Origin of the sequence: Stenotrophomonas africana, from assembly GCF_013004645.1 — a bacterium.
Classification (GTDB): Bacteria; Pseudomonadota; Gammaproteobacteria; order Xanthomonadales; family Xanthomonadaceae; genus Stenotrophomonas; species Stenotrophomonas africana.
The window spans coordinates 1-23,160 of sequence record NZ_JABEME010000017.1 but is presented as its reverse complement, the minus strand read 5'-3'; the positions used below and the strand labels follow the sequence as shown (position 1 = coordinate 23,160).

At 67.1% G+C, this 23,160-nt stretch carries 25 protein-coding genes and 1 other RNA gene; 9 read left to right on the top strand and 17 right to left on the bottom strand.

All coding sequences use genetic code 11. The features are described from left to right. Nucleotides 1–129: 129 nt before the first annotated feature. The gene (locus HLA98_RS19475) at nt 130–2,127 is read right to left on the bottom strand and encodes a bifunctional DedA family/phosphatase PAP2 family protein (RefSeq protein WP_057501179.1); all 1,998 of its coding nucleotides are present in this window, start codon (nt 2,125–2,127) and stop codon (nt 130–132) included. 85 nt (nt 2,128–2,212) lie between these two features. On the opposite strand from HLA98_RS19475, the gene HLA98_RS19470 reads away from it, so the two are divergent. Together HLA98_RS19470 and HLA98_RS19465 are read left to right on the top strand one after the other, a co-directional pair. Beyond that, complete coding sequence (locus HLA98_RS19470; RefSeq protein ID WP_057501178.1) at nt 2,213–2,875, top strand: serine/threonine-protein kinase; 663 nt, start codon at nt 2,213–2,215, stop codon at nt 2,873–2,875. Beyond that, on the top strand, nt 2,872–3,378 hold the full coding sequence (locus tag HLA98_RS19465) for a DUF2867 domain-containing protein (protein ID WP_057501177.1): 507 nt from the start codon (nt 2,872–2,874) through the stop codon (nt 3,376–3,378). Before HLA98_RS19470 ends, HLA98_RS19465 begins: the two co-directional genes overlap by 4 nt. Nucleotides 3,379–3,487: 109 nt before the next feature. On the opposite strand, the gene HLA98_RS19460 is transcribed toward HLA98_RS19465, so the two are convergent. Next, the gene (locus HLA98_RS19460; RefSeq protein WP_057501176.1) at nt 3,488–4,171 is read right to left on the bottom strand and encodes a hypothetical protein; all 684 of its coding nucleotides are present in this window, start codon (nt 4,169–4,171) and stop codon (nt 3,488–3,490) included. Nucleotides 4,172–4,279: 108 nt separating this feature from the next. Here HLA98_RS19460 and HLA98_RS19455 point away from each other — a divergent pair, with 108 nt between their 5' ends. Continuing rightward, nucleotides 4,280–5,098: an SDR family oxidoreductase gene (locus tag HLA98_RS19455; protein WP_057501175.1), complete on the top strand. Its 819-nt coding sequence runs from the start codon at nt 4,280–4,282 to the stop codon at nt 5,096–5,098. 93 nt (nt 5,099–5,191) lie between these two features. Continuing rightward, the gene (locus HLA98_RS19450) at nt 5,192–6,184 is read left to right on the top strand and encodes a YiiG family protein (protein ID WP_057501174.1); all 993 of its coding nucleotides are present in this window, start codon (nt 5,192–5,194) and stop codon (nt 6,182–6,184) included. Between the two features lie 55 nt (nt 6,185–6,239). On the opposite strand, the gene HLA98_RS19445 is transcribed toward HLA98_RS19450, so the two are convergent. Continuing rightward, nucleotides 6,240–7,112: an ion transporter gene (locus HLA98_RS19445; protein WP_054172451.1), complete on the bottom strand. Its 873-nt coding sequence runs from the start codon at nt 7,110–7,112 to the stop codon at nt 6,240–6,242. Between the two features lie 63 nt (nt 7,113–7,175). Here HLA98_RS19445 and HLA98_RS19440 point away from each other — a divergent pair, with 63 nt between their 5' ends. After that, nucleotides 7,176–8,402, top strand: coding sequence for an acetylornithine transaminase (locus HLA98_RS19440; protein ID WP_057501173.1), 1,227 nt, complete (start codon nt 7,176–7,178; stop codon nt 8,400–8,402). A gap of 93 nt (nt 8,403–8,495) precedes the next feature. Here HLA98_RS19440 and HLA98_RS19435 read toward each other — a convergent pair whose 3' ends face one another. Next, a complete protein-coding gene (locus HLA98_RS19435; RefSeq protein WP_057501172.1) occupies nt 8,496–9,098 on the bottom strand; it encodes an HAD-IA family hydrolase in 603 nt (200 codons plus the stop codon). A gap of 123 nt (nt 9,099–9,221) precedes the next feature. Between HLA98_RS19435 and azu the strand changes: the two genes are divergently transcribed. Beyond that, the gene (gene azu / locus HLA98_RS19430) at nt 9,222–9,671 is read left to right on the top strand and encodes an azurin (protein ID WP_057501171.1); all 450 of its coding nucleotides are present in this window, start codon (nt 9,222–9,224) and stop codon (nt 9,669–9,671) included. Between the two features lie 116 nt (nt 9,672–9,787). Here the strand turns inward: azu and hemL are convergent, their stop codons facing one another. Further along, nucleotides 9,788–11,077 carry a glutamate-1-semialdehyde 2,1-aminomutase gene (gene hemL / locus HLA98_RS19425; protein WP_129550637.1) on the bottom strand — a complete coding sequence of 430 codons (1,290 nt, stop codon included), beginning with the start codon at nt 11,075–11,077 and terminating at the stop codon, nt 9,788–9,790. A 16-nt stretch (nt 11,078–11,093) separates the two neighbouring features. Further along, nucleotides 11,094–11,720, bottom strand: coding sequence for a thiamine phosphate synthase (gene thiE / locus HLA98_RS19420; protein ID WP_057499635.1), 627 nt, complete (start codon nt 11,718–11,720; stop codon nt 11,094–11,096). Nucleotides 11,721–11,754: 34 nt separating this feature from the next. Here thiE and HLA98_RS19415 point away from each other — a divergent pair, with 34 nt between their 5' ends. After that, complete coding sequence (locus HLA98_RS19415) at nt 11,755–11,979, top strand: rubredoxin (protein WP_080354805.1); 225 nt, start codon at nt 11,755–11,757, stop codon at nt 11,977–11,979. Nucleotides 11,980–12,038: 59 nt separating this feature from the next. On the opposite strand, the gene HLA98_RS19410 is transcribed toward HLA98_RS19415, so the two are convergent. From HLA98_RS19410 to HLA98_RS19375, 8 genes are all read right to left on the bottom strand, one after another. Further along, nucleotides 12,039–12,884 carry a SirB1 family protein gene (locus HLA98_RS19410; RefSeq protein WP_057499634.1) on the bottom strand — a complete coding sequence of 282 codons (846 nt, stop codon included), beginning with the start codon at nt 12,882–12,884 and terminating at the stop codon, nt 12,039–12,041. 321 nt (nt 12,885–13,205) lie between these two features. Beyond that, a complete protein-coding gene (locus HLA98_RS19405) occupies nt 13,206–13,652 on the bottom strand; it encodes a DUF192 domain-containing protein (protein ID WP_049449701.1) in 447 nt (148 codons plus the stop codon). A gap of 21 nt (nt 13,653–13,673) precedes the next feature. After that, on the bottom strand, nt 13,674–14,321 hold the full coding sequence (rpiA, locus tag HLA98_RS19400; protein ID WP_006389802.1) for a ribose-5-phosphate isomerase RpiA: 648 nt from the start codon (nt 14,319–14,321) through the stop codon (nt 13,674–13,676). Between the two features lie 22 nt (nt 14,322–14,343). Further along, complete coding sequence (locus HLA98_RS19395) at nt 14,344–14,823, bottom strand: EVE domain-containing protein (RefSeq protein WP_012512007.1); 480 nt, start codon at nt 14,821–14,823, stop codon at nt 14,344–14,346. Further along, complete coding sequence (locus tag HLA98_RS19390; protein ID WP_049449699.1) at nt 14,820–15,413, bottom strand: 5-formyltetrahydrofolate cyclo-ligase; 594 nt, start codon at nt 15,411–15,413, stop codon at nt 14,820–14,822. The genes HLA98_RS19395 and HLA98_RS19390 overlap by 4 nt, the downstream gene beginning before the upstream one ends. Before the next feature lie 83 nt (nt 15,414–15,496). Beyond that, a non-coding RNA gene (gene ssrS / locus HLA98_RS19385) (6S RNA) lies at nt 15,497–15,682 on the bottom strand. A 152-nt stretch (nt 15,683–15,834) separates the two neighbouring features. After that, nucleotides 15,835–16,131, bottom strand: a complete 297-nt coding sequence (locus HLA98_RS19380; protein WP_005410899.1) for a cell division protein ZapA — start codon at nt 16,129–16,131, stop codon at nt 15,835–15,837. Further along, on the bottom strand, nt 16,128–16,349 hold the full coding sequence (locus HLA98_RS19375; RefSeq protein ID WP_043034082.1) for a TIGR02449 family protein: 222 nt from the start codon (nt 16,347–16,349) through the stop codon (nt 16,128–16,130). The genes HLA98_RS19380 and HLA98_RS19375 overlap by 4 nt, the downstream gene beginning before the upstream one ends. 153 nt (nt 16,350–16,502) lie before the next feature. On the opposite strand from HLA98_RS19375, the gene HLA98_RS19370 reads away from it, so the two are divergent. Further along, nucleotides 16,503–17,051 (top strand): YecA/YgfB family protein, encoded by a 549-nt coding sequence (locus tag HLA98_RS19370; RefSeq protein WP_049449697.1) that lies wholly within the window; start codon nt 16,503–16,505, stop codon nt 17,049–17,051. Nucleotides 17,052–17,056: 5 nt separating this feature from the next. Beyond that, entirely contained in the window at nt 17,057–18,379 is a 1,323-nt protein-coding gene (locus HLA98_RS19365; RefSeq protein WP_129550664.1) for an aminopeptidase P N-terminal domain-containing protein, read from the top strand. 553 nt (nt 18,380–18,932) lie between these two features. On the opposite strand, the gene pepQ is transcribed toward HLA98_RS19365, so the two are convergent. From pepQ to HLA98_RS19350, 3 genes are all read right to left on the bottom strand, one after another. After that, the gene (pepQ, locus tag HLA98_RS19360; protein WP_057499403.1) at nt 18,933–20,264 is read right to left on the bottom strand and encodes a Xaa-Pro dipeptidase; all 1,332 of its coding nucleotides are present in this window, start codon (nt 20,262–20,264) and stop codon (nt 18,933–18,935) included. Between the two features lie 75 nt (nt 20,265–20,339). Then, nucleotides 20,340–20,711 (bottom strand): PilZ domain-containing protein, encoded by a 372-nt coding sequence (locus HLA98_RS19355; RefSeq protein ID WP_049443677.1) that lies wholly within the window; start codon nt 20,709–20,711, stop codon nt 20,340–20,342. Then, nucleotides 20,708–22,987 carry a DUF1631 family protein gene (locus tag HLA98_RS19350; RefSeq protein ID WP_057499402.1) on the bottom strand — a complete coding sequence of 760 codons (2,280 nt, stop codon included), beginning with the start codon at nt 22,985–22,987 and terminating at the stop codon, nt 20,708–20,710. The genes HLA98_RS19355 and HLA98_RS19350 overlap by 4 nt, the downstream gene beginning before the upstream one ends. Between the last annotated feature and the right edge of the window lie 173 nt (nt 22,988–23,160).

Genomic DNA, 23,160 nt, shown 5'->3' with positions numbered 1-23,160 from the left:
AGCCGAGCCCATGCTCGGCTTGATGGATCCCGCGAAGAGCAGCCGAGCATGGGCTCGGCTTGATGGATCCCGCGAAGAGCAGCCGAGCATGGGCTCGGCTCTACACTGGGTGATCGCGACCGGTATCGGTCAGGGCGAGGTGGTCTTCAACCGCAGCACCGGCAGCCCGGTTTCGCTGTGCACGTCCTCGCGTTGCGGAAGCTCCTGCACGGCTTCCTTCACCGCGTTCAAGGCCGGGTCGACGCCGCGCAGCGGATGCCACATGCCGATCCACTCGAAGTGACGCTCGTAGCGCAGGGTCTGTGCACTGCCCAGCCACAATGGCGTGTTGCCCGGCTGCAGCTGTGCCGGTGCCGGCCACAGGCGCAGCACGTAGCGCTCCTCCGGCTGCGCGCCCTGGCGCACCATCAGCAGTGCTTCCACACGGGTGTCCAGCGTGGCCGGCAGCACCGGCAGTTCGTCGGCGCCGGTGTTCTTGTCCAGCATCAGCAGCGCCTGCTGCCAGCCGGCCTGTTCCTGCCGCTTCCAGCCACGCGCTTCCAGCTGCGCCTGCAGTGGCGCCAATGGGCCCGCCACCTGCACGTCCAGCGGCCATCGCTGGTCGTCGTCGAACTCGTTGCGGCGCGCCGGCAGCGTCACCCAGTCGTGCTGCCACCAGGCCTGCATGTCCATCGCCTGTGGGGCCGGCAGGGTCGGTTCGAAGCGTTCCAGCTTCACCGGGATGTTGCGTGGCGCGTACCACATCGCCGCCACGGCGAAGACGCCGTAGAACAGCCACGCCACCGGCTTCACCCAGAACGAGCGGTTGAAGCGGCGGCGGTAGGCGATGCCCAGCACCAGCAGCCAGAACGTGCCGAACAGCATGCCGCCGATCACATCGCTCAGCCAATGCGCGCCCAGGTACAGGCGCGAGAAGCCGATCAGGCTGACCACGATGCCTGACACCAGGTAGGGCCAGACGCGGGTGCGGCCGGGCATCTCACGCGCGATCAATACCGCGAAGAAGCCGAAGGTGATGGTGGCCATGGTCACCGACACCGACGGGAAGCCGAAGCCGCTGCTGGCGTCGACCGGGCGCACCACATCCACGGTGGCACCGAGCAGCATGGTCAGCGCCAGGCCGAAGGCGAGGGCGGCGAGCCAGTGCGCGGCCGCCATCCAGCGCCGGCGCCAGATCAGGTAGCCCATTGCCGCCGCGGTGGCCGGCAGCAGTACCTGCCAGGCGCCCAGCGACGCCAGCGCGGCCATCGGGTAATCGGCCAGCGGGTTGCGCAGCGCCAGCATGGCCTGGTGTACGAGCAGGTCGATCGCCAGCGGCTCGCCGTGTGCGACCACCACGGTCAGCAGCGCGAACCAGCCCCAGCCCAGCACCAGCAGCATCAGCGCCAGCATCGCCAGCGGCACCGATTCACGGCGCTTGGGATCAAGCACGCCGACGGTGTAGCGGCCCAGCGTCGGGTGGCGGTTGGACCAGTCCAGCAGGCGCGCCAGCCAGTTGTCCATGCGCGCGGCCGACCAGCGGTAGCCGTACAGCACGATGGCCCAGACCAGGCCAAGGATCACTGACAGCAGGCCGACCACCACCACCAGTCGTCCGGCTACGGCGGCCACCGCGTCATACGCTTCACCGAGGATCCAGCCCGGGGCCAGGAACAGTACGGCCCAGGAGATGCTGGCGATGCCGCTGGCCTGCACGTAGCGGCTGGCGGGCATCTTCATCATGCCGGCGATGGCCGGCACGAACGGGCGGATCGCGCCCACGTAACGTGCGATCAGGATGCTCTTGAAGGCGTTGCGGCGGAACAGGTTCTCGCCGCGGTCGAGCAGCTGCGGATAACGGCTGAACGGCCACACGCCACGCAGGCGGTCGCCCCAGCGGCGGCCGATCCAGTAGCTGATACCGTCGCCGGCGAACGCACCCAGCGCTGCAGCCGCTACCGCGTACGGCCCGGAGATCTGGCCCAGCCCGATGAACACGCCCACCGCGAACAGCAGCGGCAGCGCCGGCACGATGGCGCCAAGAATGATCACCGCATCGCAGAAGGCGATGAGGAAGATAACGGCACCCGCCAGCACGGGGTGAGCGGCAATCCACGCGAGCGTGGCGTCGATCCATGAAGAGTCCATTGTCCGATTATAGGGGCGTGAAGGTGACTGGTTCCCAGCCGCTTGGTGACCGTTTGCAACCGGCGCCATCGCCTAGAATGGGCCCATGCCGCATACGCCAGACGCTCCCCACCGTGCTTTGAAGGCCGACAGTTTCGGTCAGATCCTTCTGGTTGAAGGGCCCAATGGCCCGTTCGTGCGCCGCGATCTTGGCGCCACGCCGCTGTGGCTGCGGTTGCCGGCGTGGTGGCTTGCACGTCGCGAGGCACGCGCGCTGCGCCATATCGATGGCATGGCCGATGTGCCGCAGCTGCTGGCCTGGGATGGCCATCACCTGGACCGCAGCTTCATGGCCGGCGATGCCATGTACCAACGCCCGCCGCGCGGCGATCTGGCCTGGTTCCGTTCCGCGCGCAGGCTGCTGCAGCAGCTGCATCGGAACGGCGTGGCCCACAACGATCTGGCGAAGGAAGCCAACTGGCTGGTGACCGAAGATGGCCGTCCGGCGCTGATCGACTTCCAGCTGGCGGTGATCGGCAACCCGCGCTCGCGCTGGATGCGGCTGCTGGCCCGCGAGGACCTGCGCCACCTGCTCAAGCACAAGCGCATGTACTGCCGTGAATCGCTCACCCCGGTGGAGAAGCGCGTGCTCAAGCGCACCTCGTGGGTGCGCGAACTGTGGTTTGCCACCGGCAAGCCGGTCTACCGCTTCGTTACCCGCCGCATCCTGCATTGGGAAGACAACGAAGGGCAGGGGCCGAAGCCGTGAAGGCTTCGCGGGTAGTGACCGGCCCGCCGAGTGCCGACAGTGCGCTGCGTGCGCAGTTGCCCGGTGCCGACTTCGTGCACGCCTGCCAGGCGACGACCCGTCGCGATGGGCGCTCGGCCTTGCAGGCCTATCGCGATATGGCGGCGACCATTCCCGGCTGGTTCGATGGGCTGATGGCGCTGCGCAACCACGGCATGCGCCTGCTCGGCATGAAGCATCTGGGCTCGTTGCGTGCGGTGCAGGCGGTCGAAGATCCTCAACCCGGCCAGCGGCTGGGCATCTTCACCCTGCAGTCGTTGCACGACGATGCCATCGTGCTGGAAGACGACGACCGCCATCTTCGCGTGCAGCTGGCCCTGCAGTGGCAGGGCGATGTGCTGGAAGTAACGACGGTGGTGCATACACACAACGCGTTCGGGCGTGCGTACATGCTGCCGGTTGCCCCGGTGCATCGGTTGATCGTGCCGCATCTGCTGGAAAAGCAGGTGCAGTTGTACCGGTAGATCCACGCCATGCGTGGATGCGCCGGGCAGAGCCGTATTGTAGAGCCGAGCCATGCTCAGCTGCATTCAATGAGCCGAGCGAGGCTCGGCTCTACAGAGGCCGGTGGCCTTACGGCGTCGCCGGCACGACCTGCTGGCCGATGAAGTTGCGCTTGGCGTCGAAGTCGTAGGCGATCTGCAACTGCCCGACATCCGGGCAAGCGTGGCAGTCGCGCAGCGGTGTGCGGTACATCACGCGGATGCCGCCGTTTTCCAGTGGCGAGGCGCCGGCCGACTGTGCCGGTGCGAACGGCGTGGCCTGCGGGTGGTCCTTCAGCAGGGCCTGTACGGTGGGGTCGGCACGCAGGGTGTCGTCCAGCTGCACGGCATCCACATCGATGCGCTTGCCACTGGCATCGACCAGGCGGGTGCCTTCATTGGTGTTGGCGCGGAACGGATACTCGACCGTGGCAATGCCCAGTCCTTCGCTCTCGTGCCACGCGGTCACATAGGCCAGCTCGCCGCCGGTGGACAACTGTTCGGCGGCGGTGATGGCATCAGCACTGGCGCCACCGGCGCGCATCGCATCGCGCAGGCAATCGCGGGTGGCCGCGTTCTCGCCCTGGCGGCAGGCGTTGAGGTCGCCATCCCAGACCACCGCTTCGCTCCAGCGCATCTTGCCGTCGGCGGCGGCCTTCTCCGCGCTGGGCGCGTCACCGGCGGATGGCGCCTTGCCGGGTTCCGGCGAACGGCCCTGGCAGGCGGTCAGCAGGACAAGCCCCAGGGCAGGCAGCAACAGGCGGGAACGGCGCATGGCGTGGACCTCGTGCGTTGTCTGGAGGCCCGAGTATCGTCAAGGGCGGGTGAACTCCGCGTCGGCGCGGCATACTAGCGGCTCATTGCATACGCTGGAGTGTGGAACGTGGGCAGTCTGCAGGGCAAAACGCTTTTCATCACCGGTGCCTCGCGCGGCATCGGCCTGGCCATCGCACTGCGCGCTGCGCGCGACGGCGCCAACGTGGCCATTGCGGCCAAGTCGTCGGTGCCGAATCCCAAGCTGCCGGGCACCATCCATACCGCAGCCGAAGCGGTCACAGCCGCGGGCGGCCAGGGCCTGGCGCTGAAGTGCGACATCCGCGAGGAAGAGCAGGTGCAGGCCGCAGTTGCCGCCACGGTCGACACCTTCGGTGGCATCGACATCCTGATCAACAACGCCAGCGCGATCTGGTTGCGCGGCACGCTGGAAACGCCGATGAAGCGTTTCGACCTGATGCAGCAGGTCAATTCGCGCGGCAGCTTCCTGTGCGCGCAGGCCTGCCTGCCGTACCTGCTGCAGGCGCCGAACCCCCACATCCTGACCCTGGCGCCGCCGCCGAGCCTGGAGCCGAAATGGTGGGGTGCACATACCGGCTACACGCTGGCGAAGATGGGCATGAGCTTCGTCACCCTGGGCCTGGCCGCGGAATTCGGTCCGCAGGGCGTGGCGGTGAATGCGCTGTGGCCGCGCACGGTCATCGCCACTGATGCGATCAACATGATTCCGGGCGTGGATGCGGCCGGCTGCCGCACGCCGCAGATCATGGCCGATGCCGCGCATGCGGTGCTGGTGCGCGAAGCGGCGGGTTTCCACGGTCGGTTCCTGATCGACGATGAAGTGCTGGCGCAGGTCGGCACCACCGATCTTTCGGGCTACGCGGTGGATCCGTCGCGTCCGTTGCTGCCGGATCTGTTCCTGGATTGATCGCCTGTCGCCGGAACAGGCCGAGGGCTGCGACCCACGGCCTGCTGCGCTAGAATGCGTGGCTGAAATCGTTTTCAACAGGGATGTAAGCACATGTCACGCACTCTTTCCGTCGCGGCGCTGGCCGCTTCGCTGTCGTTGATCCTGACCGCCTGCGGTGGCAAGGCACCGGCAGATGGGGGCGGCGCCGCTGCCTCCGGCACGCCGGACGCCAGCGCTGCCCCGTCTGACACACAGCAGCAGTTGACCGCCAAGCTCAACGCTTACATCGGCTGCTTCAATGCGCTGGATTCGAAAACCCACGGCAGCATCCAGTCCTACACACGCTGGATCAAGGACGTCGACGTTGGCCCGACCGGACGCGAGACGCACGTGTACGGACCGTTCGAGATCAGCGATTACGACATGAAACAGTGCGACGCCCCGGTAACCGAGGCGATCGCCGCCAAGCCGGCGCTGGCCGATCTCGATGCTGCTGCAGGCCATTACCAGCAGGCGCTGAAGGCGCTGGTGCCGGTCAGCAAGGACGCGCACGACTACTACGATCGCCAGGACTACGAAGACGACCAGTTTGCCAAGGGCAAGCAGCTGCACGCTCCCTTGATGGCCGCCTTCAAGGATTTCGTGGCTGCCAGCGAAACGTTCAACGCCGAGCTGGAGCGTCAGAACGACGCCGCCCAGCGCGAACAGCTCAAGGCGCTGGAGCAGGCCGAGGGTCGCACGCGCGAGTACTACCGTCTGGCGATGATGCTGGAAGCCAAGGCCATCATGGATCTGATGAGCGAGGATGATTTCGATCAGGCCAAGGCCCGCGAACGCCTGGATGCCTTCAACCGCATTTCCGATGAAGCACATGCGAAGGTGTCTGATCAGGAGCCGGGCAAGCTGGACTGGAGCAGCTTCGAGCGCGAGGCCGAGAACTTCCGGCGCGAAGGCAAGGAGCGGCTGCAGCGCGTCAGCGAGAAAAAGCCTTACACCGATTTCGAACGACGCATGCTTGATTCGCCGTCGATGGCGCCGCGCGGTTCGGCCAGCAAGCTGATGCAGGAATACAACTCGCTGGTCTTCCAGAGCAACCGCCAGTAGCGCTCCCGCTCATGGCGTGATCAGCGAGCGCCGGTGTACATCGCCGGCGCTCGCATCAATGGTTGAACGCATCCGGCAGCTTGCCACCGCACTTGCGGCAGTGCAGTGCATCTGGTTCATGACCTTCCAGCCCACAGTCCGGGCAGCCACGCGCATCGCGGCGCGCGGCCTGTTCGGCTTCACGCATGGTACTGGCCAGCTCGGCGGTGTAGATGCCGGTGGGTACGGCGATGATGCTGTAGCCGATCAGGATCAGCACCGAGGTGACGAAGCGGCCAAGCACGGTCTGCGGCACGATGTCACCGAAGCCGACCGTGGCCATGGTCACCACCGCCCAGTACATGCTGGCCGGGATATTGGTGAAGCCGTGTTCGGGGCCTTCGATCACGTACATCAGCGCACCGGCGATGATGGTGATGGTGATCACCGTGAACAGGAACACCAGCACCTTGCGACGGCTGCGCCACAGCGACGTCATGAGGACGCCGCTTTCCTCGATGTAGCGGGTCAGCTTCAGGATGCGGAACACCCGCAGGATGCGTAGCGCGCGCACCACCAGCAGGCTCTGCGCGCCGGGGATGAACATCGACAGGTAGGCGGGCAGGATCGACAGCAGGTCGATGATGCCCCAGATGCTCACCGCATACCGCAGCGGGCGCTTGACCACCGCCAGCCGCAACAGGTACTCGGCGGTGAAGATGATCGTGAAGCCCCATTCCAGGATGTACAGGCCGGTGGACCATTCGGCATGCAGGTGCTGCACGCTGTCGATCATCACCACCAGGATGCTGGCGACGATCGCTACCACCAGGATCAGGTCGAAATTGCGCGAGGGCCGGGTGTCGTGGCGGTAGATGATGTCGAACCACCGACGGCGCCAGCCGGTCTCGGTGGCGGGGTTCAGCTGGGGGGCGGAAAACGGTCGCATGCGCGCATTGTGCCGCAGGGGTTCCGGCGCGAGAATGGGGATTCCTGAACCCTGCCGACTGCCATGACCGCCGCTACCGATCCGCTGATCTCCCTTTCGCACTATTACCTGCCGGTCTACAAGCCCCGCCAGGTGGTACTGGAGCGAGGCCAGGGCGCCCGCGTGTGGGACAGCCAGGGCCGTGAGTTCATCGACCTGGCCGCCGGCATCGCCGTGTGTGGCCTCGGCCACAACGATCCAGACCTGGTGGCCGCGCTGGTCGAACAGGCCGGCAAGCTCTGGCACACCAGCAACGTTTTCTACAGCGCGCCGCCGCTGCACCTGGCCGAAGAACTGGTCAAGGCCAGCCGCTTCGCCGAGCGCGTGTTCCTGTGCAACTCCGGCGCTGAAGCCAACGAAGTGGCGATCAAGATGGTCCGCAAGTGGGCCTCCAGCCAGGGCCGCCCGGCCGACAAGCGCGTCATCATCACCTTCCGCGGCAGCTTCCACGGCCGCACCATGGGCGCGGTCACCGCTACTGCCCAGCCGAAGTACCAGGAAGGCTACGAGCCGCTGCCGGGTGGCTTCCGCTACATCGATTTCAACGACGAAGTGCAGCTGGAAACCGCGATGGCCGCCGGTGACGTGGCTGCGGTGATGCTGGAGCCGATCCAGGGCGAGGGCGGCGTGATGCCGGCCAAGTCCGGCTTCCTCAAGCGCGTGCGCGAACTGTGCGACCAGCACAACGCATTGCTGGTGCTGGACGAGATCCAGGCCGGCATGGGCCGCACCGGCACGCTGTTCGCGCACTGGCAGGACGACGTGGTGCCGGATATGGTCACCCTGGCCAAGGCGCTGGGTGGCGGCTTCCCGATCGGTGCGATGCTGGCCGGCCCGAAGGTGGCCGAAACCATGCAGTTCGGTGCGCACGGCACCACCTTCGGTGGCAATCCGCTGGCGGCTGCGGTGGCCCGCGTGGCACTGCGCAAGCTGGCCTCGGCGGAGATCGCTGCCAACGTCAGCCGCCAGTCGAAGGCGCTGCGCGATGGCTTCGCCCGCATCAATGACGAGTTCGGTGTGTTCAGCGACGTGCGTGGTCGTGGCCTGATGCTGGGCGCAGTGCTGAGCAAGGACTTCGCCGGCCAGGCCGGTGCGATCCTTGACCACGCCGCCGAGCACGGCCTGCTGACCCTGCAGGCCGGCCCGGACGTGCTGCGTTTCGTGCCGTCGCTGAACATCACCGACGAGGAAGTGGCCGAAGGCCTGAAGCGCCTGCGTGCGGCGATTGCCGGGTTCATCGCCGCGCGCTGAACCCGGCAGCAACAGCTGTAGAGCCGAGCCCACGCTCGGCTGCTGTTGCCTGACACTGCGATGAGCCGAGCATGGGCTCGGCTCTACAGTGGTTCACGCAATCCGATAACGCCTCAACACCTTCCCCAATCCCCGGCCATCGCGCACGGTTTCCGCGTGCAGGCCGGCGGCGCGTGCGCCGCGTACGTTGGCGAACAGGTCATCGACGAACAGCGTGCGTGCAGGCACCACCCCCAGCGCCTCCAGCGTGCGCAGGAAGACTTCGGGTGCGGGTTTGCGCAGGCCGAAATCCGCGCTGCAGAACACGCGCTCCCGCAGGGCCGGGGACAGCTCCGGCAGCAGGGTGGGCAACACCTGTTTCATCAGCGCGCCGTTGTTGGTCAGTACCGCCATTGGCAGCTGCAGGGCCTGCAGCCGCTGCAACACCGCAGCCTGCGGATGGCTGGCGGCCCGCCGCGCGGCGATCCATGCAGCCGCATCGACAGTCGTGCCCAGAAGCTCTCCCAACTGCGCCAGATAGGCCGGGCCATCCAGCGTGCCATTGTCATGCGCCGCTTCCAGTCCGCTGTCGTACAGCGCCGCCTGCACCGCCGCAGCGGGAATCTGCAGTGCCTGTGCCAGGTGCAGTACACGTTGCACGCGCTGGTAGTGCACCAGCACGCCATCAACATCCAGCAGCAACAGATCGATCCGCATCGGCCGAGCATGCCATTGCAATGAACACTCGGGAAACCCTGGAGCAGCCATGCGACAGACGGTCGCAGACGCGGCCATGGGGGGCTGCCTAGAATGGCGTTTGAATCCGCAGGAGATGCAACGATGAAGGCTTGGAGGGTGGCAGTGGGATTGGGCGCGCTGATGCTGGCGCCGTCGGCGATGGCGCGGGTGTGTGCGGTGAGCATCGACAGCACCGACCAGATGAGCTTCAGCAGCCGCGAGATCAAGGTCGCCGCCGATTGCACCGCCGTGGACCTGACCCTGCGCCACACCGGCAAGCTGGCCGCTACCGCGATGGGCCACAACTGGGTGTTGACCCGCAGTGCCGATTACCAGCCGGTGGCGATGGCGGGCATGCGCATGACCCTGGCCGACAGCTACCTGCCGAAGGCCGACAAGCGCGTGCTGGCGCACACCAAGGTGATCGGCGGTGGCGAAACCACACGCGTGCGTTTCTCCACCCAGGGCCTGCAGAAGGGCGGTGACTACACCTTCTTCTGCTCGTTCCCCGGCCACTTCGCGATGATGAAGGGCAAATTCGTCTTCGGTTGAAAAAAAGGGGACGGAGGGGATCAAGTCGTTTGTGCACAAACGACTTGATCCCCTCCGTCCCCTTTTTGTGCCAACCAAGGTTGACACCTACCAGAGCAGGGGCCCCCTTTTTGCGATCAGCCCTTGGCGGCCTTGAACGCCACGCGTGCAGCGGCCAGCGTCGCTTCGATCACCGCATCGTCGTGCGCACTGGACAGGAAGCCGGCCTCGTACGCCGACGGTGCCAGGAACACGCCCTGGTCCAGCATCGCGTGGAAGAAGCGGTTGAACGCCGGGATGTCACAGGCGGTGGCCTGCGCATAGGTCTCCACCTTCTCGCTGGTGAAGAACAGCCCGAACATCGCACCCACGCAGGTGGTGGTCACGGCCACGCCGGCGTCGGCGGCGGCCGCTTCCAGGCCGGCGCACAGGCGCGCGGTGCGCTCGGCCAGATCGGCGTGGAAGCCGGGTTGCTGGATCAGTTCCAGCATCGCCAGGCCAGCGGCCATCGCCACCGGATTGCCGCTCAGCGTACCGGCCTGGTAGATCGGGCCGGCCGGCGCGATCTGCTGCATCAGCTCGCGGCGACCGCCGTAAGCACCCACCGGCATGCCGCCGCCGATGATCTTGCCGAAAGTGGTCAGATCCGGAGTGATGCCGTAATGCGCCTGCGCACCGCCGAGGGCGACGCGGAAGCCGGTCATCACTTCATCGAAGATCAGCAGCGCGCCATGCTTCGTGCACAGTTCGCGCAGGTGCTGCAGATAGCCGTCGCGCGGCGGAATGCAGTTTGCGTTGCCAACCACCGGCTCGATGATCAGGCCGGCGATGTCGTTACCCTGTTGCTCGAACAGCGCAGTGGCGGCTTCGAAATCGTTGTAGGGCAGGGTCAGGGTCAGTTCGCTCAGTCCAGCCGGGACGCCCGGCGAGGTCGGCACGCCCAGGGTCAGCATGCCGCTGCCGGCCTTGACCAGGAACGAGTCGCCATGGCCGTGGTAGCAGCCTTCGAACTTGACGATGCGGTTGCGGCCGGTCGCACCACGCGCCAGGCGGATCGCCGACAGCGTGGCTTCGGTACCGGAGTTGACCATGCGCACCATCTCGCACGACGGCACCAGACGGGTGATGGTCTCGGCCATGGTCACTTCGGCCGCGCACGGCGCACCGAACGACAGGCCGTTGTCGATCGCCTTCTTCACCGCCTGGCGCACCGCCGGGTGGTTGTGGCCGACGATCATCGGGCCCCAGGAACCGACGTAATCGATGTAGCGGTTGCCGTCGACGTCGTACAGGTAGGCGCCGTCGGCGCGCTCGACGAAGAACGGCTCGCCGCCGACCGACTTGAACGCGCGCACCGGCGAATTGACACCGCCCGGCAGCAGTTGCTGGGCGCGGGAGAACAGGGCGTGGGACTGGTCGTGGTTCATGCGGATTTCCTGGGCATTACGCGAACTGGGCGAGGAAGGCGCGCTGGGTCGCGACCGGGTCTTCGGCGGCGAACACGCTGCTGACCACGGCGACCAGATCGGCGCCGGCGTCGATGATGGGACCGACATTGTCCGGCGTCAGGCCGCCGATCGCCACCCGCGGCACGCCCAGTGCGGCGCTTTGCCGCAGCAGGTCGGTATGGGCGCGGCTGCTGGTGACCTTGGTGGTGGTCGGGAAGAACGCGCCGAAGGCCACATAGCTGGCGCCGGCCGCTACGGCCTTTTCGGCATTGGCCAGCTGGTCGTAGCAGGAGGCGCCGATGATGGCGTTGGCACCAAGCAGCGCGCGCGCGCTGGGGATGTCACCGTCGGTGCCGCCCAGATGCACGCCGGCCGCACCCACCGCCTTGGCCAGCGCCGGGTCGTCGTTGACGATCAGCGGCACGCCGTGCTCCGCACACAGTGCCTGCAGCGCCATGGCCTGCTCCCGTCGCAGCGCGTCGCTGGCGGTCTTGTTGCGGTACTGCAGCCAGGTGGCGCCAGCGGCCAGCAATGGCGCGGTGCGGGCCAGCAGGCGCGCGGTATCGGGCTCGTCCGGGGTGATCAGGTAGACGCCGCGGGGCGCCGGGGAAGCAGAAGTCATTGATGGCTACCGGTGAGTGGACCGCGATGGGACAATGGCGGCCCGTGAATCCAGCCCTGATTATCCGATGAGCGATGCCACCCCCACCACCTTGCGCACCTGGATGTGCGTGGTCTGCGGCTTCCTTTACAGCGAAGCGGAAGGCTTGCCGGAGGAGGGTATTGAGCCCGGGACGCGCTGGGAGGACATTCCCGAGACCTGGACCTGCCCGGATTGCGGGGTGACCAAGGCCGATTTCGAGATGGTCGAGGTCGATTGACTGGAGGGCCACCCGGCCCAGCCGGTGGGTGGGGACCGTTGGTCCACACACCGACTCCCTCAATGCAGCCGCGGCACCGGCCCGCCGAGGTCGATCAGCTTCTCGCGCAGCCACTGCGCATCGCTGGCCTCGGGATTGCGCTTCAGGTACTGCCCCAGGTCATGGCGGGCACCGGCCAGATAATCGAGCTGCAGATAGGCCAGGCCGCGGTCGCGCAGCGCGTCGTCCTGCTCCGGGGCCAGCTTCAGCAGGCGGTCGGCACTGCGTGCAGCGCGGTCCCATTCGCCGGCCTCGGCGTAGACACCGTGCAGGTTACGCAGCATGCGCATCAGGATCGCGCGCGCCGGCGCCGGGTCGAGGATCTGCGCCAGCACCTGGTCGTCGGGCATCTGCCCGCCCAAGTGTGATTTGGCCCGCTCGCGCAGTTCGTCCACGTCCAGCGGGCGGCCACCGTTGAACGGGTCCATCACCAGCACGCCGTCGTCCACCGGCAGACGCACCAGGAAGTGGCCGGGGAAGGACACGCCATCGAGCGGAATGCCCAGTCGGCGCGCGACTTCCATCTGCACCAGCGCCAGCGAGATCGGGTTGCCCAGTCGGCGTTCGAACACCTGGTTGAGATAGCTGTTGCGCGGGTCGTAGTACTCGTCGTGGTCGCCGCTGTAGCCCAGCTCGTCGAACAGGTGGCGGTTGATCGCCGCCATTTTCAGCGGGCTGTCGTCGATGCTCTCCACTTCCGAGCGGAGGTGCTCGACATGGCTCTGGATCAGCGCGTCATAGGTCGACGGCTGCAGATCGGGGTATTCATCGCGTGCGATCAGCAGCGCGGTCGGCAACAGTGGCAGCGCCTCGTCTTCGAGGTCGGCCAGTGCATCCCAGTCGGGGAGAGAGATCCGGTCCTGCATGACCACAGACTGGCGTCATTCGCAGGCGGTTTCAAGCGGTGTCGCGTGAATTCCTCATGTCATCGTTCCCCCCATCCACACATGGCATGGATCTACGTGTCGACCAAGGTCGATACCTACCATCACCAGCGGGAAACCGTCGAAGGCGGGGTGGGTCCGGTGGCGGGGGTGTCCGCGGCATGGATGCCGCGGCCAAGGCTACAGGGACGTACTTGCGCCGTCCCCCGCCACCGGACCCACCCCGCCATCCCTCGAAATACACGAATTTGACGTTGCCGTTGATGTTGACTCGGCGGATGCCGGGCGCAGCCCGGCCGTACCTTACTTTTCGATGCCCGGGCCGAACTTCAGCTCCGTCCCATCCTTCAGCTTGAGCTTCTCGGCCTGGCCAGCGTTGAGTTCCAGCACATAGCGCGCCGGGCCACCGCTGGGGTAGGGCGGGCACATGTCGCCGGCAGAGCACGGCGGCACATCGCGCTGCTGGCTGACCAGCTTGCGCTGGCTGTCGAAGTACAGGATGTCCAGCGCGATCTTGGTGTTCTTCATCCAGTACGCCTGCATTTCTTCGCGGTCGTGGATGAACAGCATGCCGTGGTCGGCCGACATCTGGTCGCGGAACATCAGCCCGCGCGCGCGGGTTTCATCGTTGGTAGCCAGCTCGACCTGGTAGCGGGCGCCATCCAGCTCGACCCAATGGCGGGCCGCGTCGGTGGCGCAGCCGGTCAGGGCCAGCAGCGGAAGCATCAGCAGCGAACGCAACAGCGACATCGTCAGGATCCTTCGAAAGGGTCAGAGCACGACCGGCGGCTCGCCGCCGACGATCACCACATCGGCGCGACGGCGCGCGAACAGGCCGACGCAGACCACGCCCGGCAGCTGGTTGAGCTCGCGCTCCAGCTTTTCCGGATCGGTGATCTGCAGGTTGTGGATGTCCAGGATCTGGTTGCCGTTGTCGGTGACCACGCCTTCGCGCCAGGTCGGCTGGCCGCCGGTCATGTCGCGGATCTGGCGGGCGACCAGGCTGCGCGCCATCGGGATCACTTCCACCGGCAGCGGGAACTTGCCCAGCACCGGCACCTGCTTGCTCGGGTCGACGATGCAGATGAAGCGCTCGCTGGCCTCGGCGATGATCTTCTCGCGGGTCAGCGCCGCTCCGCCGCCCTTGATCAGGCACTTGTTGGCGTCGCACTCATCGGCGCCGTCCACGTACAGCGACAGGTTGCCGCTGTGGTTCAGCTCGATCACCTCGATGCCGTGCTGCTTCAGGCGCGCGGTGCTCTGCTCGGAGCTGGACACGGCACCCTTGATGCGGTGCTGGATGCGGGCCAGGGCATCGATGAAATAGGCCACGGTGGAACCGGTGCCGACACCGACGATCATGCCGTCTTCTACGTACTCGATGGCTTTCTCGGCGGCCAGGCGCTTGGCTTCGGACATGGGAGAACTCTCAGGCAGGGAATCAGGATTTCTTTTCCAGCGACAGCAGCAGCTTCCACTGCGCGGCGGTCACCGGGAACACCGACAGGCGGTTGCCCTTGGCAACCAGCGGGAAGCCTTCACCGAGCGCTTCGGCGTGCAGCTTGATCTCGTCCAGCGCGATCACCTGCTTGAGCTTGCGGTCGAAGGCCACGTCCACCAGCATCCAGCGCGGGTTCTCGCGCGTGCTCTTGGGGTCGTGGTAGTCGGATTTCGGATCGAACTGGGTGTCGTCCGGGTAGGCCGTGCTGGCCACCGTGGCCAGGCCGACGATGCCCGGCACCTTGGTATTGGAGTGGTAGAACAGGATGCCGTCGCCCACCTGCATGCCATCGCGCATGAAGTTGCGCGCCTGGTAGTTGCGCACCCCGTTCCAGGGCTCGACCTTGACCTTGGCCAGGTCATCGATGGAGAAGGCGTCCGGTTCGGACTTCATCAGCCAGTAGCGCTTGCGGGCGGTCATGCGTTCACGGGGGCAGCGGAGGGGAACAGGGTGCCGTCTTCGGTGCAGATCGCATCCACCGGCACGTCCCACGACGCCACCGGCAAGGACTCGACCTGCTGCACCGCAAACGCAGCACCGACCAGCCAGGGCGGCGCCGGCCGATCGTGGCGGAAGGCGAAGCTGCGATCATACCAGCCGCCCCCCATGCCCAGCCGCCGGCACTGTGTGTCGAAACCCACCAGCGGGGTCACCACCAGCGCCATCTGCGCCGGTTCCAGGGTGTCTTCCACCGCCACGTCCGGTTCGGGAATGCCGTAGCGGTTGCTGGTCAGCGGCTGCCCCGGCCGCCACGGTGCGAAGCGCAGCACGTCGCCCGCCAGCACCGGCAGGCAGTAGGTGAGTCCTTCGGGCAGCTGCAGCTGCCAGCGATGCAGGGCGATTTCGCCATCCAGCGCCCAGTAGCCGGCCACGGCGCCTTCGCGCGGGGCGAACGGCAGGGCCAGCAGGGCATCGGCGAGGGATTCGGCGGCGGCGATGCGCTCAGCGGCGGGAAGGTCGCGGCGGCGTTGCCGCAGGTCGTGGCGCAGGGCCTGTCGCGGGTCGGTCATGGCAGCGTGCGGCAAGGATCAGCCGTCATTGTGCCGGAAAGAACAAGGGCGACGCCCGAAGACGCCGCCCTTGCTGGAATATTGCATTCTCCGCAATGTCGATGCATGCGAAACGACCTTGAACCCGGGGGCTCAAGTGGGAACGCTGGAGAACCATCGGGCTTCCCGCTACAAGGCGGACCTGCACTCCCGGCGCTGTCGCGCTCCCGGTGTCGTTCTTAAGGGACAAGGCGAATGTTTGCACATGCCGTCGAGTACCGCAGAGAACGCGTGGCCATTATAGCCAGCGTGCAGCATCTGGATAGGCCGTTCGTCGGCAACAGTCCGTGCCAATTCAGATATGAGAAAAGGGGACGGAGGGGATTAAGACGTTTCCAGCACGGAAGGGGCAAATGCGCCTTGATTCCCTCCGTCCCCTCTTTTATGGGGTGCCGTCGATGGCACGGTCCAGGCGCCGGTTCAGGTCGGCCAGCGTCTGCTGCAGCGCCACCGCCTGGCGGGCGTTCTCGTCGCGCAGCAGCTGCAGTTCGTGGGCCAGGTTCAACGCGGCCAGCACGGCGACGCGATCGACCGCGGCCATGCGGTTGCTGCCGCGGATCTCACGCATGCGCGCGTCCAGCAGGCGTGCAGCGGCCATCAGGCTGTCGCGTTCATCGCCGCCGACGCCCACGGTGTATTCACGATCAAGGATGCGGACACTGACCGGTTCGGCGCTCATGTGTGCTGCTCCAGGGATTTGAGCCGGCTGATCATCGCTTCCACCCGCGAGCGTGCCTGCTCATTCTTGGCCAGCAGCGTCGAACGCTCGGCCACCAGCTGTTCCTGCTGGTGGCGCAGGCTGCGGTTCTCCTCGGCCAGGCGCTGGTTGCGGTCAAGCAACGCTTCCACGCGGGCAGCGAAGTCCTGCAGCTGGGCAAGGGGATCGGCGGGTTCCATGCGGGCACGATAGGCAAGCCGGGTAAGGGCGGTCAAGCGTTGCCGCAGCAAGGCTGGACGGCTGCGGAGAGGATGCCGTCGGGTTGCTACACTACGGGGTCTCACGGGCGCGCGCGTGCGCGCCCCGGGTTTCCTTTCCGAACGAGCCGCACGATGACCGAACTTCCCTCCGTCGACGACGTTACCCGCGCCAGCCAGGAACTGGGCCTGGGCGCCACCGCTGCCGAGCTGCACGGCGCGCTGTGTGGCTGGCTGGCCGCCGGCGGCGCCCCCGGCAACGACTGGCCGGCGCGCGTGCTGGCCGACGACAACCTGCCGCCGGTGGCCGCCGACAGCGTGCTGGGGCAGCTGCTGCAGGCCACCATCAAGCAGCTGGAAGACCGCGACTTCGCCTTCGAGCTGCTGCTGACCGACACCGACGACGTGTCCGCGCAGGCCGATGCCATGTTCAGCTGGACCCGTTCCTTCCTGGGCGGCTTCGGTCTGGGCAGCGGTGGTAACCGGCCAGCCCTGTCCGAAGAGGGCGAGGAAGCGCTGACCGACATGGCCAGCCTGGCGCGTGCTTCCAGCGAGGACTTCGAGGCCGGTGGCGATGATGACGACGAAGCCCTGTCGGAGATCGAGGAATTCATCCGCGTGGCGGTGCTGCTGCTGCACGGTGACGTGGTGCTGGCCTCGCGCCACCGGCAGCGCCTGAACTGATGGACATCAAGCAGCGCACCGGCATCGCGGCCGGCGAATACAAGCGTCGCCGCCGCCAGCTGATGGACATGGCCGGCGAGGACGCGATTCTGGTGCTTCCGGCCGCAGCCGAGAAGGTGCGCAGCCTCGATACCCATTACCCGTTCCGGCAGGATTCGGACTTCCAGTACCTGAGCGGCTTCCCGGAGCCGGAAGCGGTGCTGGTGCTGATCCCGGGCCGCCGCCACGGCGAGGCCATCCTGTTCTGCCGCGAGCGCGATGCCGAACGCGAGGCCTGGGACGGCAGCCGTGCCGGCCAGGACGGTGCGGTATCGCAGTTCGGCATGGACGATGCCTACCCGATCGACGATCTGGACGACATCCTGCCGGGCCTGCTGGAAGGCCGTTCGCGCGTCTACTACCACTTCGGCCGCGACGCGGATTTCGACCTGAAGCTGATCGGCTGGGTCAACCGTGTGCGTTCGCAGGTGCGCCACGGTGCGCAGCCACCGCATGAGTTCCTTGAACTGGGGCACCTGCTGCACGAGCAGCGCCTGTTCAAGTCCGGCGCCGAAGTGGCGCTGATGCACCACGCCGCGCAGATCAGCGTGCGTGCGCATCTGGCGGCGATGAAGGCGGCCAGGGCGGGCATCCACGAGTACGAACTGCAGGCCGAGCTGGAGCGCGTGTTCCGTGCCAACGATGCCGTGCCGGCCTACTGCAGCATCGTCGGTGCCGGTCGCAACGGCTGCATCCTGCATTACCGCGACAACAACGCGCGTTCGCGCGATGGCGAACTGGTGTTGATCGATGCCGGTGCCGAATACCGCGGCTATGCCAGCGACATCACCCGCACCTTCCCGGTGAACGGCCGCTTCAGTGCCGAGCAGCGTGCGCTGCACGACCTCGTCGGCGATGCGCAGGCCGCTGCGTTGGCGCAGGCCAAGCCAGGCGTACCGTACGAGAGTGGCCACCTGGCCGCGGTGCAGACCCTGACCGAAGGCCTGCTGCGGCTGGGCCTGCTGAAGGGCACGCTGGAAAAGAACCTGTCCGAAGGCCTGTACCAGCGTTTCTACCGGCACAAGACCGGGCACTGGATCGGGCTGGACGTGCACGACGTGGGCGATTACCGCCTGGCAGGCGATTCGCGCCTGCTGGAGCCGGGCATGGCGTTCACCATCGAGCCGGGGCTGTACATCGGCGTGGACGATACGACGGTGGAACCACGCTGGCGCGGCATCGGCATCCGTACCGAGGATGATGTGCTGATCACCGACGACGGCCATCGGGTGCTGACCGAAGGCCTGGCGCGCAGTGCCGACGAGATCGAAGCGGTGATGGCGGGGTAAGGGGTGTTCTGCAGGGCTTGCAGCCCTGCACCTGCTTCAAGCCAGGGCAACAGCAACAGCGGGCATTTCGTGGGATGGCGGGGCACTGTGGGTTTGCGGGGACGCCGTGAATCCATCCCTGGAGGCTTGGTCGCCGCATCCATGCGGCTCACACCCCGCAAACCCACAGTGCCCCGCCTTCGACAGGTTCACGCGGCTGTTGGTGGGTGCCGACCGTTGGTCGGCACATCTGTCAGACATCGAATGAATCATCCACGCATGGCGTGGATCTACTGGCAATTGCGGTTGTTGGCACGCGCGGCTGTTGGTGGGTGTCGACCTTGGTCGACACAGAGCGAGCGCAGGGAGCGACCCGCTTTTGCTTTTCTTTTTTCTTTTCCGTGGTTGGACGCGAGCAGGAAACTGTCAGAGGTGGGGCGGGATGGGTTCGCGGGGGTGTCCGCGGCATGGATGCCGCGGCCAAGCCCCCAGGGACGGGTTCACGGCGTCCCCCGCGAACCCATCCCGCCCGGCCAAGCGCGGCTTTTGCTCCAAGCGCCCAACCACGAGGGGCTCAGCCGTTCGCCGCCGCAAACTCCGGCCGCGTCAGGTTGTCCGCTTCGCCCTCGGTGCACAGCACTTCGTCTTCGATGCGGATGCCGCCATACGGACGGAAGAAATCCACGCGGTCCCAGTTGATCGCATCGCCATGGCCGGCATCCTTCACTTCGTTCAACAGCATGTCGATGAAGTACAGGCCCGGTTCGATGGTCACCACCATGCCCGGTTCCAGCACGCGGGTCAGGCGCAGGTACGGGTGGCCGGCCGGGCGCTCGATGCGGCCGCCCTCGTCGCTGGCCGCGAAACCGGCCACGTCGTGCACCTGCAGGCCGATCAGGTGGCCGATGCCGTGCGGGAAGAATGCGGCGCTGACGCCGGTCTCCAGCGCGGTCTGCGGCGAGACCTTGATCACGCCGAAGTCCTTCAGCACGCCCATCAGCGAAAGATGCGCGTCCACATGCAGCTGCTTGTAGTCGAAGCCCGGACGCACCGCCGCGCACATCTGCTGCTGGGCGGCATCGACGGCGGCGATCATCGCCGCGAATTCGTCGTGGCCCTGCGCGGCGTAGGTGCGGGTGATGTCGCTGGCGTAGCCGTGCGCGCTGGCACCGGCATCGATCAGGAAGCTGCGCAGCGGCTGCGGTGCCTTGCGGCCCAGTTCGGTGTAATGCAGCACGGCGGCATGTTCGTTCAGCGCTACGATGTTGCCGTAGGGCAGCTCGTTGGCATCCTGGCCCACGGCCTGGCAGTACGCCATGTGGATGCTGAACTCGTCGGCGCCGTTGCGGAACGCGGCTTCGGCAGCGCGGTGGCCGCGCACACCCAGCACCTGCGCCTGGCGCAACAGCGCGATTTCATACGGCGTCTTGCTGCCGCGGTGCCATTCCAGGTAGTTCACTACCGGCGCCGGATTGTTCGGCACGTAGTTGCCCAGCGCGCTCTGCGGCTCGCCGAGGATCGCGCAGCGCGACGGGTCGGCCGGCAGCAGGGCCAGCGCTTCTTCCGGCTTGCGGATGATGTGGATGTCGAAGTGCTCCACCCACCAGCCACTCGGCGCATCGGGTACCACGTGCCAGTAATCGAAGGGCTGGTGGAAGATCACTGCCGGACGCTTGCCGGGGGTGAACACGATCCAGCTGTTGGGCACGCGGGTCAGCGGCAGCCAGGCCTTGAACTGCGGATTGACCGCATACGGGTAGTCGCGGTCATCGAACACCTGGTAGTGCAGGGTGCCGCTGGGCACCACCAGGTGATCGAAGCCGCCGCGGGCCAGCGCCTGTTCGGCGCGTCGACAGAGCACGGCCAGGTGGTCGGAATACAGGGCGCCGGGGTCTTGCTGGATCATTGCGGTGGCTCGACACGGAAAACGGCCCTAGATTCTGCCGCATAGCGCGAAAAACCGCTGTGCCGGAACCGGCACTCAGGCCGTCGAAACCGGTCCCTCGTCGCTGTCTTCGCCCACCCACTGGCGCAGCAGCTGCCGATGTTCGCGTGAAAGGGTAAGGAAGCGGAAGCCCGTCCAGCTCTGCCCGGGAACGTGCGCGGGCTCACTCCACAGCAGATGCACGCCCACATCAATGTCCTGCTGGCGGCCGTCACCCAGTGGCAGCGGGAAGCGTAGCTGGTACAGCGCATCCTCGCGCAACGGTGCGCTGGCCAGCATCAGCATGCCGGTTTCGGAAACATTGCCGAGACGGCCCACCACGCATTCGCGCATCTGGTCGGTGACCGGGACCAGATCCGAGACCTGGCGGCGCGGCGCGCGACGGGTGTCCTGCGGCTGGGTAGTCATGCGGAAGTCTCCTGCGTGTGGCCGGCCGCCAACGCGCGCAACGCGCCAAGGCTGGCTTCCCAGGCGCGGTCGACCAGCCGGGCCTTGTCTTCGGTGACCAGTTGCGCACGGCCGGCGCTGATCTGCCGGGCCAGCGTATCCAGGTCGGTATCGGCGATCTTCTGCCCGCGCGGATTGACGAACAGGGCGTGGCCGGTCAGCAGGCTGTACCAGGACAGGCGCTGGCGGCGCAGCGTGCCATCACCGGTGTCGATGTCGAACCAGCTGCCGAACGGCAGCGTGGACAGCTGCTGGTAGGCCGCTTCTTCGGCACTGCTGCGGGGCGTTGCAGGCGCCGTGCCGGTGGGCGTGCCGGCGTGTTCGCCCAGGCGCGCGCGCGCCTTCAGGCGGGCACTGAGTTCGGTACGCGAGGTGCTTTCGTCCTCGCCGCCGGGCGTAGCCAGCCTGCGCGCGACGGCGGCGGCTTCCTCGGCGTGGTAGCCGACCTGCAGCAGGGCGGCCTCGACATCGGCGGCGAGCGCGGCATCGGTGCCACCGGGGGCATCGACGGCCTGCGCGGTGATGGCAGCGATGCGCTGGGTCTGCTGCAGGCGTTCCTGCCACTGCGGTGAGTCGTCGCCATGGCGCAGGCGGGTGAGGGTCAGGGCGTCGGCCCAGGCCTGGCGCAGCAGGGTCTGCACGAAGCGCGGCGGTTCCTGCGTGTCGCAGCACTGGTCGATCTGTGCGCTGGCCTGGCGCCGGGCCAGTTCCAGCCGCTCCTTGCCGCGCGCAGCTTCGACGTGGCGGCGCTCGGCCAGCTCGGCGCGATGCGCCGCCGCACGCTGGTGCTGCTGCACGTCTTCATTGGCGGTGGCGAAAGCGTCCGGCGTCCGTGCGTCCTGGCCCAGCAGGCCCTGCACGCTCTGCGCCATGCGCTGCAGCAGCTGCGGGTCGACGTCATCGTCGCCCAGCCAGTTGGCGCCGACTTCGGCAATCTGGTTGAGCAGCTCGCGCGCAGGGTGCTCGTCGCGTACGAAGAAGCCCGGATCGGCCATTGCCGCGCGTGCCAAGGGCACCTGCAGGCGCGCCAGCAGGGCGGCCGGCACCGGATCGGGGCGCTGTTGCTGCTGCACCTGCTGCATCAACATGCGAAGCAGGTCGAGGCTGTCACGGTCGTGGCTGCCCAGCTGCGCCTGCGTACCGTGCTCGCTGCGCAGCTGCGCCACGACGGCGGCCTGCAGGTCGGCAACGCCGGTGGCCGAGCTGGACTGGGCCTGCAGGCGTGCGAGCACCGCATCCACTGCCGCGCTCGGCACAGCATCGCGGTCCGCAGGGGCTGCGCTGGCATGGCGAGCCTGCTGCAGCAGCTCATGCAGCGCGCTGCCGGTGGAGGTGGTCAGGCCGGGCAGGGCCGTGCCGGCTGCGCCGCCATCCTGGAAAGCGTCCTGCACCAGACTCGACCAGGAACCGGCGGGTGCCGATCCGTTCCACCCGGTCAGTGGCGCCGCGGCGCGCTTGGCTGGCTGGGTGGTACGTCCACCGCCCACCGACTGGGTGATGATCCGCCGCGTGCTCGACGAGCGCGCCAGGTAGGGGGTGTAGACCAGGCCGGGCAGCACGCCGTTCTGCGCCAGCAGGGCATTGGCGCGGTCGAGGATGTCGCCCAGACGTTCCAGTACCTGCCGTTCGAAGCTGCGATACAGCGCCAACTGGACTTCGACGCTGAGCGCATCCTGTTCGGCGATCCGGCGCAGCATCGCGCACAGTGCCTGCGGTGCCAGTGGCAGGGTATCGGCCTCGAAGGCCGGTGCCGCGGCCAGCACGCCCAGGCGTTGGCCCAGCAGGTTCAGTGTGTTGGTCGAGCGCAGCGTCTCGCGCCGGATCATCTCGGTCAGCAGCAGGTCGCGGTCCACTTCATGTTCATCGACCAGCGACAGCCCGAGCATGCCGGGCAACGGCGGGGGCGTGGCACCGACGCTGGCGCCGGTGGTGGGTTCGCGCAGCCGTATCAGTGCATCGGCCACCGCATCGAGCATGCGGTCGGCGAAATGGCCGGAAAAGGCATGCAGTTGGCCGCGCTGGGCCATCAGTTCGGCCTGCAGCTGTGGATTGCGCGCGCGATCGGCGTCGTGCAGCAGCGTCTGTTCCAGCGCTTCGACGGTCAGGATCAGAGGGGCGGCTAGCGTCTGCCGGCACAGGCCGATCAAGGCGCCCAGCAGCTCACGCACCCGCGGTGGCAGGTTGCTGGCAGCCAGGCGGGCTTTGTCGGCAGAGGTAATGGAGAAGACAGCTGACATCGGCAGGCGGTACCCGGATTCCCGCGGATCGATCTTGTGAATCTACCGTGTCGGCCGCAGTCGGCGCTACTTTAGGGTGAACGTGACTCACGTTCGCTGGGCAGGGCCGACGGATGAACGGCAATGTCGACCGCTGGCCGGCAGCTCGGGCTTCACCGGAGTGCCGGCCAGCG